The 15,892-nt window shown below is 39.8% G+C and carries 12 protein-coding genes and 2 pseudogenes; 3 read left to right on the top strand and 11 right to left on the bottom strand.

The annotated features are described in order from the left end of the window. Positions 1-83: 83 nt before the first annotated feature. Positions 84-353, bottom strand: coding sequence for a transposase (locus B0X71_RS21805; RefSeq protein ID WP_077590090.1), 270 nt, complete (start codon positions 351-353; stop codon positions 84-86). A gap of 142 nt (positions 354-495) precedes the next feature. Between B0X71_RS21805 and B0X71_RS14490 the strand changes: the two genes are divergently transcribed. Next, positions 496-849: a hypothetical protein gene (locus B0X71_RS14490; protein ID WP_156889882.1), complete on the top strand. Its 354-nt coding sequence runs from the start codon at positions 496-498 to the stop codon at positions 847-849. A gap of 192 nt (positions 850-1,041) precedes the next feature. Here B0X71_RS14490 and B0X71_RS14495 read toward each other — a convergent pair whose 3' ends face one another. The 3 genes from B0X71_RS14495 to B0X71_RS14505 all read right to left on the bottom strand — a co-directional run bounded on the left by B0X71_RS14495 (position 1,042) and on the right by B0X71_RS14505 (position 5,134). Next, positions 1,042-2,340: a lipopolysaccharide biosynthesis protein gene (locus tag B0X71_RS14495; RefSeq protein ID WP_198038619.1), complete on the bottom strand. Its 1,299-nt coding sequence runs from the start codon at positions 2,338-2,340 to the stop codon at positions 1,042-1,044. A gap of 365 nt (positions 2,341-2,705) precedes the next feature. Next, positions 2,706-3,745, bottom strand: a protein-coding gene (locus B0X71_RS14500; protein ID WP_198038620.1) for an IS630 family transposase whose coding sequence is annotated in 2 segments (ribosomal slippage) — positions 2,706-3,245 and positions 3,248-3,745 — 1,038 coding nt in all. Because the reading frame shifts where the segments join, the coding sequence is not laid out codon by codon here. 114 nt (positions 3,746-3,859) lie between these two features. After that, positions 3,860-5,134, bottom strand: a complete 1,275-nt coding sequence (locus B0X71_RS14505; protein WP_077590093.1) for a hypothetical protein — start codon at positions 5,132-5,134, stop codon at positions 3,860-3,862. 150 nt (positions 5,135-5,284) lie between these two features. On the opposite strand from B0X71_RS14505, the pseudogene B0X71_RS14510 reads away from it, so the two are divergent. Continuing rightward, a pseudogene (locus B0X71_RS14510) lies at positions 5,285-6,641 on the top strand (transposase). 576 nt (positions 6,642-7,217) lie between these two features. Here the strand turns inward: B0X71_RS14510 and B0X71_RS14515 are convergent. From B0X71_RS14515 to B0X71_RS14545, 7 genes and pseudogenes are all read right to left on the bottom strand, one after another. After that, a pseudogene (locus B0X71_RS14515) lies at positions 7,218-7,778 on the bottom strand (ISL3 family transposase); the annotation flags it as partial. Positions 7,779-7,884: 106 nt separating this feature from the next. Next, positions 7,885-8,334: a hypothetical protein gene (locus tag B0X71_RS21015; protein ID WP_156889883.1), complete on the bottom strand. Its 450-nt coding sequence runs from the start codon at positions 8,332-8,334 to the stop codon at positions 7,885-7,887. Between the two features lie 321 nt (positions 8,335-8,655). Beyond that, positions 8,656-9,648 carry a glycosyltransferase gene (locus tag B0X71_RS14525; protein WP_232336857.1) on the bottom strand — a complete coding sequence of 331 codons (993 nt, stop codon included), beginning with the start codon at positions 9,646-9,648 and terminating at the stop codon, positions 8,656-8,658. Positions 9,649-9,653: 5 nt separating this feature from the next. Then, complete coding sequence (gene wecB, locus B0X71_RS14530) at positions 9,654-10,784, bottom strand: non-hydrolyzing UDP-N-acetylglucosamine 2-epimerase (protein ID WP_077590097.1); 1,131 nt, start codon at positions 10,782-10,784, stop codon at positions 9,654-9,656. A 2-nt stretch (positions 10,785-10,786) separates the two neighbouring features. Then, on the bottom strand, positions 10,787-11,899 hold the full coding sequence (locus B0X71_RS14535) for a polysaccharide biosynthesis C-terminal domain-containing protein (protein WP_077590098.1): 1,113 nt from the start codon (positions 11,897-11,899) through the stop codon (positions 10,787-10,789). After that, complete coding sequence (locus tag B0X71_RS14540; protein WP_077590099.1) at positions 11,896-12,921, bottom strand: nucleoside-diphosphate sugar epimerase/dehydratase; 1,026 nt, start codon at positions 12,919-12,921, stop codon at positions 11,896-11,898. Before B0X71_RS14540 ends, B0X71_RS14535 begins: the two co-directional genes overlap by 4 nt. 17 nt (positions 12,922-12,938) lie before the next feature. Then, the gene (locus B0X71_RS14545) at positions 12,939-14,141 is read right to left on the bottom strand and encodes a glycosyltransferase family 4 protein (protein WP_077590100.1); all 1,203 of its coding nucleotides are present in this window, start codon (positions 14,139-14,141) and stop codon (positions 12,939-12,941) included. Positions 14,142-14,376: 235 nt separating this feature from the next. On the opposite strand from B0X71_RS14545, the gene B0X71_RS14550 reads away from it, so the two are divergent. After that, positions 14,377-15,749, top strand: a protein-coding gene (locus B0X71_RS14550) for an IS3 family transposase (protein ID WP_156889851.1) whose coding sequence is annotated in 2 segments (ribosomal slippage) — positions 14,377-14,836 and positions 14,836-15,749 — 1,374 coding nt in all. Because the reading frame shifts where the segments join, the coding sequence is not laid out codon by codon here. Positions 15,750-15,892 lie beyond the last annotated feature (143 nt).

Below are 15,892 nucleotides of genomic sequence, written 5' to 3' on the forward strand. Positions count from 1 at the left end.
CGGCATGTGGATTTGTCTGTGCTTGGGGGTGCCCATTTAGCTGGAACAAGTCCTTTGATTGTGTTCTTTAGTGCTTCAAAAAGCTAATGGAGAAGGTGCCAACGGTCTGCAACTTGTAGAATGTTCGGAGAAGCTTCTTTAACGGCTACGGCATACAATTTAGATCCATCGCGTGTGATCAATTCAATTGGCGGATGTTTTTGAAGCCATTCAATTACCTGGATAGGCTCTCTAATTTCCAACATATCCATAGGTTCGTGTGTTAGTAAATCGATAAAAAGAGTTCCATAAGTAAATCGTTTTTTAAACGCAAAATCATCAATGTCGACGAAAGGGAGATGGAGCGAGGTCAAAGGTCATTCCCTTTACTCGTCTGAGAAGCGTATCATGACTGACTGGAATGTGTATTGCTCGGCAAACCTTTTCTGCCGTCGGACAATTCATTGAAAAGGCGATTTTTTCAATAGCGCTCTCTAAGCGATTGGTCTTTCGCTTATGAGACTGGAGCCACGGCAACCGTTCCGTAAATACCTTTACCGGACAATCTGGATGATCACAAAACCACTTATGGACTATAATTTGGAAGTGTATGTGCCGGTCAGCGACTGGCAAATCGTCTACATTTCGGCAATAACGGCTATGTGTGCGATGAGAAATTCGATGGCAGAATGGACATGGCGAGGAAGAGGACAAGCGTTTGACAACGAAAAACAATTCTTCCTCCTTCTGCTCTTGATAAAGCAGCCGGAGATCCTGATCCAATTGAAAAAGCAGCTCTTCCAAGGAGCTTCCTATCATCTCGTTCGACACTCTTTCCGTTTGGATATTCTTATACCCCAAAATTATTAAAAAGTAGCATCCCCAAAAGAGCGTAAGAACCCTTTTCTATTGCAAAATACAGTTGTATGCATATAAGAGAGGCTACAGCAATTTCAGTAACTAATCTCCATATAAAAAGGAGACTTCTTAGCTCTTTTTTCAAAAACAAGAAATTAAACCACTAAAACGCAATAATTATTTATACTTGAATTCGGTTTCATACTATACTTGTACTCCTTTGTTTCTTACTATACTTATATTCCTTTGGAGAATGAATAGACTTATTACTAAGCGCACCATCATACCAATACATAATGCCATAGCGCCTCCTGGTAGCCCAAAAGCTGGTATTAAAAAATATGAAGACAAGGAACACGCCCCAGTCATAAGCATATATATAGGTATTTGTGCAATAAATTGTCTTGTTGCATTTATACTCGTTCCAACAGCAGAACTGACATACCAAATTGTTGCAGCCACCATTGTCCAGTTTAAGGTAGTAGAAAAAGCCGCATATTCAGGACTATAAATCAAAGCTAAAGCCTCTTTCCCTATAATAACAGAGATTAATACACCAAATAATCCAATAATGAAAGAAAAAACAATGAAAGAAAAAGTGAATTTTATAAATGCATTAAATTCCTTATTAGAATATAAGATAGAAAGCCTTGGCAATACTGCTTGTCCAATAGCTCCAATTATAGTACTTCCTATTACCATTAAATAAGTTACTGCTACAAAGAATCCTAACATTTCCTCTCCGTATAAATGTTCTATGAAGTAACGAGGTACATTGAGATGTAGAGAATCAAGACCTGCAACTACTCCTAACGGAACAGAAATACTTAATAACTCTTTTAAGTTCTTTCTTGTCCAATAAATTTTATATTTTTGTCTATTGTTCTTGGGCATCGAACTTACTAATACAGAAAAACAAGCTTTGTAATCATAGAAAAACAAAATTGCTAGCCAACTAAGAACCAACCCTGCCAAAGCAACTAACAAGTTGCCTGTCTGATACATAAAAAAAACGATAACAAATAATGAAATAATTCCTTTTAATATCTTTGATACTGCAATTAACCGCATTTTTTCCATAGATTGAAACGTGCCGTGGAAAATATCACTTATCGATTCCACAAGCTTAGACAGAGACACTAAAAGAACAACAGCTAACGTTACTAAATTTAAAGTAAAAAATAGAGAAGAAATAAAACTAACCAAAAGGGCAACGATAAGCATCATGATTCTTAAAGTAAGATACTCCCTAAATGCATATTTTTCAGTTTGGTATGTAACCATAACAGTTCTTAAATTCATATTAAAGAATATGAAATATGGTGCGGCTATTGCCAACCCTAGCGCATATTGTCCTACTATTTCTGGTGATCCTAATTTAGTTATAGAAATAAGAATTCCCCATTGACATATTGCATACACTAAATTGCCCAGAAAGACCCAAAGGATGTTTTTTTTTAATGATATTTTAACTTTTGTTCTATCAAATAATAATTCAGCCAATAGAATCACCCTAAATTTCCCATTTAATCTCTAACCTATCTTAAATTTTATTATGATTACTAAGCAAAAATCTCTCTTATATAATTCCAAGTTCCATCTAACTCTTTTTCAATATCAAATCAAAGTAACTTTAAGTAGTAGAAACTTTTGAATTATTATAAACATAGACAGGACTTTAACTCTTATTACCACAACTTTTATGACAACAAATAAACTTGGGATGGATCACTAATCCTTCATTTAAATATTTTAAAATTAGTAACGATAAAACCAGAGATAAACTCAGCCAAATCCTAGAATAATATTATAAGTTCAAGAAGCTTGGTTATCATTTAATTTTGACTATATAAATTGAGTTAAAGAATTTACATTCTGACGCACAACCGGTCAATCACTTCTGCCCGGCGCTGATCCACGTCCTTGAGGAAAGTGCGGACAGCGAGTTTGATCTTCTGAACATTGCCGAAAAAAACGTTGTGGATGACAGCTTCCTTCAGCCACTTCCACACGCCTTCCATCAAATTCAACTGCGGACTGTAGGGCGGCAGGAAGACGAGTTCCAAGCGGTTACGGTGTTCGTCTAGGAATGGCTGGATCAGCTTGGCATGGTGGATCCGGGCATTATTCAGAACCATGACGATTTTACCTGTTGGGTAGACAGTTAGAAGTTTCTGGAGGAAGTGCAGGAACGTTTTAGCATCATAGTGTTCTTCTTCGATACAGAAAATTTCACCGGTCCCGTAATCCAGCGTGCCAATCAGTTTGACGCCCTTGTGCTGGCCGAATGTCGGAATGATCCGTTGTTTTCCGCGCAAGAACCAGGTGCGGCCGATCGCCTGATAATCCCGAATCATCGATTCATCCTCGAACAGCAGGTGGTCAATCTGGCCGTCCATCAGTTTTTTTTAAGATCCGGGAATGTCTCGTTCTGGAAAGCAGCCTGTTTTTCGGGATCAGCTTTCTTCAAGGGATACGTCGAACGCGTGAAGCTGAGGCCAAGGGATTCGAACAGCTGGGAAAGTCCTTTCGGCGAATAGGTCTCGCCCCATTCCCGTTCGATCAGCTCGACTGCGAGCGCTAACGTCCAGTTAGCGCGTGCCGGGAACCCAACATCCGCCGGCGTCTTGTAGGCGATGATCTCCCGCAGTTCCTCCTGCTGTTCGCCCGTCAGTTTCGGTGGTCTTCCAGTGGATGTGCCCCGGCGGAGTCCGGCGAGTCCGTTTTTCTTATAAGCTGCCACGTAGCTCCCGACAGTGTGCTCCGTGCGGCCGATGACTTTAGCGGCCTCTTTCCGGGTTTTGCCTTCAAGGACCAGCTTGACCGCCTGAAACCGTTCAAACATCCGGCGCTCCTTTTCCGTGTTCATGGCTATCTGCAGTTCCTGGATTTCCGCTTCCCGGTTCATGGCTGACCATTCCTTTCAGGCGTTTTTCCCAGTATACAATGTAGATGAAAAAATGAAAAATATTTATCTCAACTTATATAGTAAGTTTACTTCATATTATTTCAAATACTCTAATTAACTTTTCTTAGTCTTTGCTTCCGTAATTTTATTGTTATCTACTCTTTCTATGTGAAAAAACTGGAGTAAAAGAACAATAAAAATCCACATTACTAAACTAACTCTATTCAAAGTCAATGTGGGACTTCCAATTGAAGAACCAATTATTAGCAAATTTATGAGCAAAAAAAACTTAGATTCCTCTTGGAATCTATTTTGTTTGATAAAAATTGCGCTAAGAATCGATAAATATAATAATAAAAGTATAAAAAGCGTGAAACCTATGGATCCACCTACCGCGAAAAACTGAAAATAACCACTGTCATAAACAGGAGTTTGTCCGAAACCTCTTCCAAAGAAAGGACTCTCTTTCCAAACTTCATTAAAAAGCAATACTTGTTGAGAATCTTCGCCTCCAAATCTCCCTGCAGTAAGCAATTTAATCCAGTTATCACTAGAGTTGAAGAAGCGCAGTAAGTAATTTAAACCTGACCATTGTTTAAGCAAAAATATATAAGTTAAAGATCCTACGATCACTGACAGATTGATTAACCAGAAAACTAATGTGCCCTTTTTTTTGCTAAATAGAATTCCTACTAAAAATAAAAAAATTCCTCCAAATAAGAAAATTTTTGAAACAGTAATAAGACCACCTATCAAAATCAAAAATAAACTCGTAATGTAATTTATCTTTAACACTCTCATTTTACCACTAATATAAATCCAGCACAGTAGACCCAAAGAGTACATTACTCCTGCTTCTAGCGGTTGATTGAAAATACCAGAATAACGACCATTAGTTGCCGCTCTCGCCGCTACTGAATCTTCGCTTCCCCAAAAATGTTTTCCCACTTCCGAAATATCTACAAACAAACTAATAAATATGAAAAGGGTATTCAAAGACAAAAGAAATAACAGTATTTTACAAGACAATATTAAATTGTTTTCTACTTTACCTATGCTGTAAGTTCTGTAGGCAAACATAAAAATAGAAATAACAACTAAAGGTTGTATAAAACTCTCCATATCCGCTAAAGCTTTGATAAATAAATATTCACCATTTCCAATCAAAGTTGCTAGTATTGCAACTATTAAAAGAAAGAGCCACAGTAAATGTATGAATAAATGGCTTATAAAAACAGGAAGTTTATTTCTAATAGCAAATCCTATTAAAATTACTGCAATCGGATACAGTATTAGGTGCTCAATTCTTAGGCCACCTATTATATAAAAACCAAATGAGGAAATAATTAAAGCATAAGGTAAAACATCGTAGATCTTTAAAATATTCATTCTCTTCTCCTAATTATATTATATGAATCAATTTCATAATTATGAGGCCTTGCGGCTCTAAGGCGGTTAGAAGTGAAAAAAGGAGCACCTCCCCAAATCCTGTATAATGGTAGTCACCACAACACACCAAAACAGGAGGGAAAGCGCTCTATGCCTATTATAAGACAAGATAACCTGTTTGACATGCAGGAATTATTCGAAATGGCACCTACCCATCGGTTCAATGCCATTTTTTCAACATTAGAACTGGGTCCGCTTCTTCGCATCTTTGATAAAAAGACCCATCGAGGGGCTCCTCGGGAACTGAATTACGGCGCCATGATCTATTCGTTGATCGCTCGTGTGGTGGAGCGAATCCCGACGATTAAACTATTGGTTAAACGCCTGGAGCAAGATCCGTTCTTCCGGTTCGACTGTGGATTTCTATTATCTGATGACATGCCCTCTGAATCTTCCTATTCCCGGATGATCGCAGCGATCAGCGAGACGGATGCATTGGCGGACATCCTGGATGTCCTGGTCGCCCAAGCCATCCTGGAAGGCTTCATCATGGAAGAATCGCTGGCGATTGATGCGACTCATTTTGAAGCACGTGACAAAGCGATCGCTTCACCCAAAAAAGAGAAACCTGCCCCGAAGAAAACTTGGACGCAAGTCCAAGAGTGAACGAGATGCCTGGCTCGCCGAACAGAAAGCACAGGAAGAAGCCAAGACCCTTTACGAAAAAGAGATGATCCATCTGCTGGATGAATCGGCCGATACACTGGTGCGCGAGATGCCGATTGCCCCGAAATGGGGCATCAAGAAAAACAGCGACGGCAAGAATACGTTCTGGTTTGGGCAGAAGGCACACCTCGCCGTCAGTACCGAAAGCCAGTACATCATTAGTGGGCTCATGAGTTCCGGCAGCCTTAATGACGGAAAAGCTGCCATTCCACTTCTGAAGCAGATTGAAAAGCAGATGCCCGGCCGATTTTAGGCCGGCATCATGGATAAAGGTTACGACTTCAAGCCGATCTACGAGCAGTTGCGCCGGATGAATCTCCAAGCCGTCATTGCCTATAATCCGCGCCAGGAAGGGGAAGTGCTTGGATTCAATGAGCACTTCGCGCCAACGTGTGTCCGGGAACACGCGTATCGATATGACAGTTTCGATGCCAAATACGAGACCCTGAAGTACACCCGGCCATCCGAATGCGTGACTTGTCCCCTGCGGCATGATTCCCTTTGCCAGAAAGTCTATAAGATTAAAAGGTCGATCGACCTTCGGAAGTATACCGTGCCGGCCAGAGGTTCCGTGAAATGGGCTATCGCCTACAAGACGCGGGGAGCCGTTGAGCGGGTCAACGCCTATCTGAAGCAATCCTTCGACTTGAACAATGTGCGGCATCGCACCGGCAAAAAAGCAAAAATTCATTTTCAATTGGTTACACTCGTCTACAATGCCTGCCGGATGGCAGCCGATCGGCTGAAACTGATCAGTGAAGCAAATCCAGCCGCTGCTTGACGTTTATCCGATGATGGAAGCCGTTCCTTTTTTTGTCTAGGAGGAACGGGAACTTGCGAGACTCCTGCGGAACAACTGGCGGGCAAGATCCCGCCGCACGGAACGGGCGGTGAGGCTTGCCGGTCAGTCCGCGGAAAGCGAGCGGGTTCCTGTCCGTCCAACTTTTCGGTAAATTCATAGATCCATTTTTTTAGAGAGAAAATGACCAGAAAAGCAGTCTGCACTTTTTTAAACAGGTGATTTATGAAATTAGCTCATATAATCCGGATTTCGTTTATTGAAAATCAAAATTGAATAATATATTTTAAGTACCTGTACACTTTGCCCGAGGAAACTGAGAAAACTGACTTTGTAATCCCTTCTTTAAACAAATACAAATCTGAATAACAGCAGTTTCAAGCTTCGAAATCTACATTAATTTCACTTAAATTATGAGCGAATCTGTTCCTGCTTGATAGGGCTAAGCCTTAGTAATTTAGTTTTAGCAAAGGCTGCCCAGTTTTTATCTTCAAACATATACAAGAAATCTTTTTTGTAACCTTTTGGTTCATTACCAAAAGACGGGGGGATAGTCAATTAACCGGTCTCCAGGTAGATTCGCAGAAAAAGATGGGCATCATTTCGATAGCCGTATCCTCGTCTTTTGATAAGCTTGATTTTATTGTTGGTTTCTTACATAATACCGTTTGACAGCGGCAATAAAATGGTTTCCAACAGTGCGGTTTCCCAGATGATCAGGCTCTTTGCAATTTTGGCCACTGCTCCGCATGCATGGAACTGATAGCGCTTCATCCAGCCGGAAAGCCGGCGGGCCCGCTTGGGGGGCGCATCGTCGCTTTGAAGACATACCGGATGTGCTGTAAAGCGACGATAGAGATGGCATAAATGGCTGTCTTCCTTTAGCCACCGAGACACGTTTCCCCGTTCCTCTTCTGTGAGAGCCGCCGGCTCACAAGCCAGGCACCGGTCGATGAAGCGGACGGTGTGATGCTTTTTCGCTTCCGTGAGATACCGATGCCTTCTTTTCAGCGCATCCGTGAAAAACTGGACGATATGGAAACGGTCCAGAATGTGGATGGCGGCCAGTAAGACGGTCTGAATCGCTTTCGCCATGGCGGGTGCCAGGTCGCTCACTGCCGCTTTGACGGATGGATCCCTTCACCTCGGAAAGGACCGGGCCGACAGCCGTGTCTCGTCCCGTCCGCGGGCAATGGTCAGCACAACATGTCCCCGGTATCGGCATTCAGCACACTGGTCGCATAGGAGTGCCCTTTCCGAAAAGCGAATTCATCGACACAGATCCGTTCCGCTTTTTCCTCTTCCAGCTGTTCCGGCGCGTACCGTACCGGTAGAACCAGCGTTCCACTGTCGTATAGGACAGCTGATACTCACATGCCACATCCGAAAGGGTGCGGCCATGGCAGTGGCGGACGATTTCCCGCCGGTAGACGGTCGTCGAATAGCGGACGAGTCCAAGCCCGTAATCATAAGTGAACGTGTATGCGCAATCCAGACACCGCTGCCTTGGAACGGCTATCTCAATCCAAAGTGTACCGATATGCCAGGCATATCCATGTCGGAAATGGCGAACCTTCCGATCATGGCGGTGGGTTCTTCCATGGCAGATCAGGCATAGGATGCAACCGGCAGGCGCCTCGACGGGAAAAACAGCCAGCGTTTCATCGGATGGCATGGACACCATGAAAAAAGGTGGCAATGGATCAGGGATTTGATAAACTGGGTGTACAAAGCGAAAACTCCTATCGTGGTTTGTCTAGTCAACAATTACGATAATGGGGTTTTCGCTTTTTTTCTAATTTTCGCATCCTGTTTACGTTTACTTAGTCAACCCCACGTTTCGGTGATGAGCCAGCAAACTGTTTCATTTTTCATTTTTCATTTTTCATTTTTTCAACGTATCTATTTTTAACAACCAAGGATTCTTTTCTCTATTCTCTATACACCTTTTATAAAAATTACTTATCACTCTTTTTCAAGTTACACTCTTCAAAAATTACAGCGCATTTTCACTTAAGTTTTTAGACATATTACTAGCTAGTTCCTCGCCATTAAAAGGATTAAAAAAGGTAACATTCTTATAATCATCTAAAATTTCATGAGAAAACGCACAATCGGAAGCAATTATTGGAGTCCTATGCATTTTGGCTTCTAGCAAAGGTAAACCGAAAGTTTCAACATAAGAAGGAAATATTAAAATAGATTTGCTATAGTATTGGAAAACTTCTTCTCTACTAATTCCACCAATAAATATGATCGGTAAATGATTATTTTCCACGTCTTTGAAAAGAGATTTAATAAAATTGGTTTCTTCTCCTGTAAGTGTAAATATAACTTTGAAGTTTTCGATTTTTCTTTCTTTTAGAATTTTAACTGCTTGAACAATAACATCATGGTTTTTATAATGTATTGCATTTGCAGGATAAAAGAATAGGGTTTCTTTTTTTTGATCGTCTTTATAGTAGTTTTTAATTTTCACATCAATTTTTGGTCTTTGTAACTCGAATTTACTTTCATCTTCTTTTGTTTTTTCTATACAAGCTTTTTTTATCCAATTTGTTTGGACTTTCACTTTATCAGCTTTTTTTATTGAGCTAAAAATCATTTTACCTATTATATTTTGGTAGACCCAAAATTTAAAATTCTCGTTAATCTTATACTTCTTTTCAATAAATGGTAAAGGCTGATGTAAATATAAAACTTGTTTAGTTTTTACTTTAGGTATTATTAAATTCTGCAAAGATAAAACTTCAGAAATTTTGTATCTACTTACTAATTTAGGAGCTATAAAATGATCAAAATATAATCGATGAAACCAACTCCGTTTTACCCAACTGTATTGAAGAACCTTTGTGTTGCTAGTTTCTGGTAACTTAGGGGTACTAACTACAAAAAACCAATCATTTTCTTTATCTTTAATTGCTCTTTCATAGAATTCATTTAATATCGATAATGCTCCCCCTTTTTCAGCAGGCACATCAAAAACCATTATTTTCAACTAATTTTCCCCCATACAACTCTATTAACATAATCTGTATAAGATAATAAAATTCTAAGAACTTTATCAGATACATTAGGCCTACTATAATCATTAACAAGTCTTAATATCTCATTCTTCTGTGCTTCAAGTATTTCTAAGCCCTGTAAAATTCTCTCTTTCTTTAAACCTACCATTATAACACTAGCTTCTTCCATTGCCTCCGGTCTTTCGTGAGCCTGTCTAATATTAAGTGCCTTGAAGCCAAGTATGGAAGATTCCTCACTTATCGTCCCGCTATCACTAAGAACCACTTTTGCTTTCATTTGAAGTTTCACATAATCATTAAACCCTAAAGGTTTCATAGTCTTAATTAGTGAACTGAATTTAATACCCTTAGCATCAATCATTTTCTGAGTTCTAGGATGAGTACTAATGATTATCGGCATACCATATTGATCTGCAATTGCATTTAAGCTCACACATAGATCCATAAAGTTCTTTTCAGAACTGATATTTTCTTCCCGATGAGCAGATACTACAAAATATTCATCTTCTTTAAGATTCAGTTTCTCAACTATATTTGATTTCTCAATATCTTCTTTTTTTGAGTTGAGAACTTCAAGCATTGGACTTCCTGTTTTAATAATACGATCTGCCGGAAGACCTTCTCTTAAGAGATATTCTCTAGCAATATCACTATAAGTCAAGTTAATATCTGCAGTGTGATCGACAATTTTACGATTTGTTTCTTCAGGAACACGTTGATCGAAACATCTATTTCCTGCTTCCATGTGGAAGATAGGAATTTGTCTCCTCTTTGCAGCAATTGCACATAAGCAACTATTTGTATCGCCAAGTACTAGTAATGCTTCTGGTGTAACTTCTTCTAAAATCGGATCGATTTTCACAAGAATATTACCGATCGTTTCAATTGCTGTACCATTCGCTGCATTTAAGAAATAGTCAGGTTTCCTCAAGTTAAAGTCCGCAAAGAAAACTTCATTCAATTCATAATCGTAGTTTTGGCCAGTATGTACAAGAATATGTTCAATTGCATTAGATTCCTCTAATTTATTGATGACTGCTGAAAGTCTGATAATTTCTGGTCTTGTTCCAACTACAGTCATTACCTTTAACTTCTTCATCTTTAAACCTCCAAATAATGAGTGTCCGGCTTTTCTGGATCGAAGCTTTCATTCACCCACATAACTGTGACTAAGTCTGTTTCTCCTACGTTAACGATTGAATGTGTATATCCTGTTGGAATATCGACAACCTGCAGTTTATCGCCATTCACATAGTATTCGATAATTTCTTCTGAATCAATATTCCTTAATCTGATTAAACCATTGCCACTTACTACTAGAAATTTCTCGTTTTTAGTATGATGCCAATGATTCCCTTTAGTAATCCCTGGTTTTGAAATGTTAACCGACACCTGCCCGCGATCTGGAGTGCGGAGGAACTCAGTAAAGGAACCACGATTATCGACATTCATCTTTAAATCATAAGAAAAATTATCTCCTGGCAAGAAACTTAGGTAAGTACTGTACAACTTCTTCGTCAGTTCATCGCTCATTGCAGGAACAGCTAAAGAGATTCTGCTTTCTTTAAAGCTTCTGATTCGATCAGCTAAGTCACCCAATTCAACCTCATGAGTAACTGGTACAATACAGAATTCTTCTTTGAGAGTTGGATTTCCTTTGAAAGTTCTTAGAAACTCTTCCAGCACGTCATCAATGTAAGCCAACTCCAGTATAGCAGAAGGATTGTTTACCTGGATATCCAAATCTCTGGCGACGTTATAACAGAATGTAGCAACTACTGTATTGTAATTTGGCTTACTCCATTTACCAAACAAGTTTGGCAACCTGTATACAAATACGCTTGTGCTTGTTTCTTTTGCATAGGCAAACAATTCATCTTCCCCAGCTTTTTTGCTCTGACCATATGGATTATCTCTTTCCGCTTGAATCGAAGAAGTGCTCAATACTGGAGCCTTGTTTTCATTTTCAATTAAAAACTGGAGCAATCGAGAAGTTAAGCCTTGGTTTCCTTCCATGAATTCACTTTCATTTATAGAGCGGTTAACGCCTGCCAAATGGAATACAAAATCACAGTCTTTCGTAAATTGTTCAAGGTCTTCTAAAGAGTTCTCTCTATTAAATAGATACATTTCCTCGTGCCCTTGATTTCTTAATTCTGCAACCAAATTTTTACCGACAAATCCATTAGCACCTGTCACTAAAATCTTAGTCATTGTATCACACCCATTTTTGCCAATTCTTCTTTTACTACATCAAGTGTGAGTAATAAATCTTTAATTTCCTGCATTGATAAACGATGCGTGTTGTGAGAATTGTACTCCCAGCCTTCTGATATTTCTTCTTCACCTTCAGTGAAGTATTTATTGTAGTTTAAGTCACGGTTATCTGCTGGAATACGATAATAGCCGCCCATATCTGTAGCGACAGCCATCTCTTCTCTAGTAAGAAGAGTCTCATACAATTTTTCTCCATGACGAGTTCCGATTACTTCAATAGGATTATCTACTTTAAACAGTTCTTTAAGTGCTTGAGCGAGTTCACCAATCGTAGAAGCAGGAGCTTTTTGAACAAAGATGTCCCCTTGATTTGAGTTCAAGAAAGCGAATAGTACTAATTCAACCGCATCTTCCAACGACATTAGATATCTTGTCATTTCTGGATCAGTGATGGTTAAAGATTTACCAGCTTTAATTTGGTCAATGAATAGTGGAATCACTGAGCCACGTGAAGCCATAACATTACCGTACCGGGTACCACAAATATTTGTATCATGAACACTAACAGTTCTTGATTTTGCCACAGTTACTTTTTCCATCATTGCTTTTGAGATGCCCATTGCATTGATTGGGTAAACAGCTTTATCAGTGGAAAGACATATAACTTTTTTAATACTATTTTGAATAGCTGCATTTAGAACATTTTCGGTACCAATGACATTTGTCTTAACTGCCTCCATTGGGAAAAATTCACATGAAGGAACTTGCTTTAATGCTGCTGCATGAAATACATAATCAACATTATTCATTGCAGTATTTATGCTATTTACATCTCTTACATCGCCGATGTAGTATTTCACTTTGGAATTATTTAGTCTTTTACGAATGTCTTCTTGTTTTTTTTCGTCTCTTGAAAATAAACGGATTTCTTTAATATCTGTATCTAAAAATCTATTTAGAACAGCATTACCGAACGACCCGGTACCACCCGTAATTAACAATGTTTTACCTTTAAACATTTTTTAACCCCTTTCCTTTATCCGAAATGACTCATAATAACCTCATAAGTGTGTTTAGAAGTATAATTTTCTTCTAAATATTTTCTGGCGTTATTCCCCATTTTTTTCCTCACTGCTTCATCACTTAGTTCTTTGATTTTTTGATTAAATGCTTGCACATCATTACTCTCACACCAGCAACCAAATTGGCCCTGTTCAACTATTTGCCCAATATCAGTATTAGGATCGGTTGCAGCAAGCACTGGCATAGCAGCTTGCATATAAGACAACAATCTTGACGGAAAATTGGGAATTGTAAAACGATGATCTAAGAAAATTAGTCCCACGTCACAAGAGTTCACTAAAATCTCATAGTCCTCTTTAGGAAGTTCGCTAAATAATTTTGCATTTAAAGGCTTGCTAGCTTTAAAGTAAGTTTGTATTTTATTAAATTCAGTTCCAGATCCTGCTATAACAAAGTAGACATTACTATTTTCTTTATTTACTTCCAAACATTCTATCAAAAAATCTATTCCTTGAGGTTTTCCTAAATTCCCACCATAGATGAATACTGTTTTATCAACTGGTATATTATATTTGTCTCTAATTCTCTTCTTGTCTCGATCATCAGTATCAATCTTTACAGGATTTATACTATTAGGACTTATTTCAACTATCTGAGCATTTAAATTTGGATTTTGGTTTAAAACAAAATTTACGTTTGCTTGAGACATGCATCCAATATAGTCTGATTGCTTATAAAGCTTTTTTTCTTTTATTCTAAAATATTTATATATAATACTTTTATTACTAAACATATTTAAATCTACTGCATTTTGAGGGAAGATGTCTTTTAGTAATAAATATGATTTAGCATTGTCTCTTTTTTTAATATAACTAATAACTTTCCCAAAAGTTATAGGGGGGGTAGAGTAAATTACTAGATCAAATTTAATATTACTTAAGTGATCTTTGATTGCTTTTAAAAATTGATTTTCAATTCTCAAAGTTGAAATTCCCTTTTCGAGACTTCTCACTTTTGTTATGTTTCCGATTTTAACTTTTACAAATTTAACACCATTTTCATTAACATAGCTCGTAGCTTTATTTAATCTCTTTTCTAAGGGGGTCACAACGTATACTTGATGCCCTTCATTTCTAAAGCACCTTAATAGATCAGTGTAAATACCTTTATCTTCTATACTATTCAATCTCCCAATAGATAAAAATAATATATTCAATTTTCCACCTTCCTTATTAAAAGCTAGTTTAAAACAAGTTCGAATTTTAAAATGATATTATTTAAATGCTTTATAATGCTATATAATTTGAGTTAAAAAATCAGCATTTTTCGGTTACCGGCATTAAAGGCACTACGCTCGCTTGCCGCAGACGAACGGCCAAGCCTCCTCTACCGGCTGTGCCGACTGCACTGCACCCCAAATGTTGGACACCCACATTGGAGGTGCAGTGCTAATGAGGAAATTCACAGAAACCGAAAAATTCGAAGCGGTCCAGCAATATCTGAATGGGAATGCCTCCTATCGGGGCATCGCTGAACAGATTGGGATTGATCACAAATCAGTCCGGAAGTGGGTTGGTCTGTATCGGGCGCACGGGATGGATGGTCTCCGGCTCCGTTCTTCATGTACAAACTACTCGGTTACGTTTAAACTGGACGTACTCAAGGACATGATGGAGACGGGCGCCTCCCTCCTGGCTACGGCTGTCAAGTACAATATCTCTTCCCCGCAGACCGTGCTTCGCTGGAAACGGCAGCTAATGGACCGGCCAGAGACGCTCCTCTCCCTCGAGAAGGAGGAGTCGGCGGTGAAACGGGACCAACGGAAGACGTCAGATCAGCAGGATGCACTGGAAAAGGCGTTGGCAGCTGCCGAGGCGGAGAACGAGCGCCTGCGCATGGAGCTTGCCTATTCAAAAAAGCTGAGAGCCTTAGCTCAGAAAAAGGAGTCATCACCAACCAAGAACGGGCGCAAGCCGTCTTCGAGTTAAGGCATGAATTTCCGGTGAATCAACTGATCAAGGTGGCGGGCATGGCCCGCAGCACCTATTATGCATGTGTAGCGCGCATGAACCGGCCAGACCCGGACGCGGCACTCAAAGAACAGATCCAGGCCATCTATGATGAACACGACGGCAATTACGGGTATCGCCGCATCTGTGATCAACTGGTGAACCAGGGGATACGGGTGAACCATAAAAAAGTACAGCGCCTCATGGGCGAACTGGGATTGAAAAGCACCTTTCGACCGGTACGGACCCGGAAGTATAATTCGTATCCCGGCAAAGGCAGCCATGTGGCGCCGAACCTTCTGGATCGCCAGTTCACAGCGGATCAGCCGAACGAAAAATGGGCCACCGACATCACGGAATTCAAAGTGTGCAGCCAGAAGCTGTATCTGTCACCGGTGCTGGATCTGTTTAACGGTGAAATCATTACGTATACCTTAGGCGCGCGTCCAACCTACAAACTGGTGTCCACCATGCTGGACCAAGCGCTCGAGCGCTTAACACCGGGCGATGACCTTCTTCTGCATTCCGACCAAGGCTGGCATTACCGGATTGAGCCGTACCGTGAAACGCTTGTGGCGAACCACATTACCCAGAGTATGTCCCGAAAGGGTACCTGCTTGGATAATTCGGTGATGGAGAACTTCTTCGGCATCATGAAATCCGAATTTCTGTATAAGCGGACATTTGCGACAGTTGAGCAGTTCGAACGGGAATTGGCCGACTACATGGAGTACTACAACTGCAAGCGCATTAAGAGCAAACTGAATGGCCGGAGTCCGGTTCACTACCGACTCCAGCTACAGGCCGCTGCCTGAAAGCAAATTCATGTCCAAGAATTGGGGGTCACTGCACGACATGCGGGGTCTTGTCCTGTCCGTTTTTCCGCAGGCATCTCGCGTTTCTCCGTTTTAACGCCGTTTTCAATGTAGAATATTTAGCTCAACTCCCTCTATAAATG

The sequence above is a fragment of the Planococcus lenghuensis genome (genome assembly GCF_001999905.1).
Taxonomy (GTDB): domain Bacteria; phylum Bacillota; class Bacilli; order Bacillales_A; family Planococcaceae; genus Indiicoccus; species Indiicoccus lenghuensis.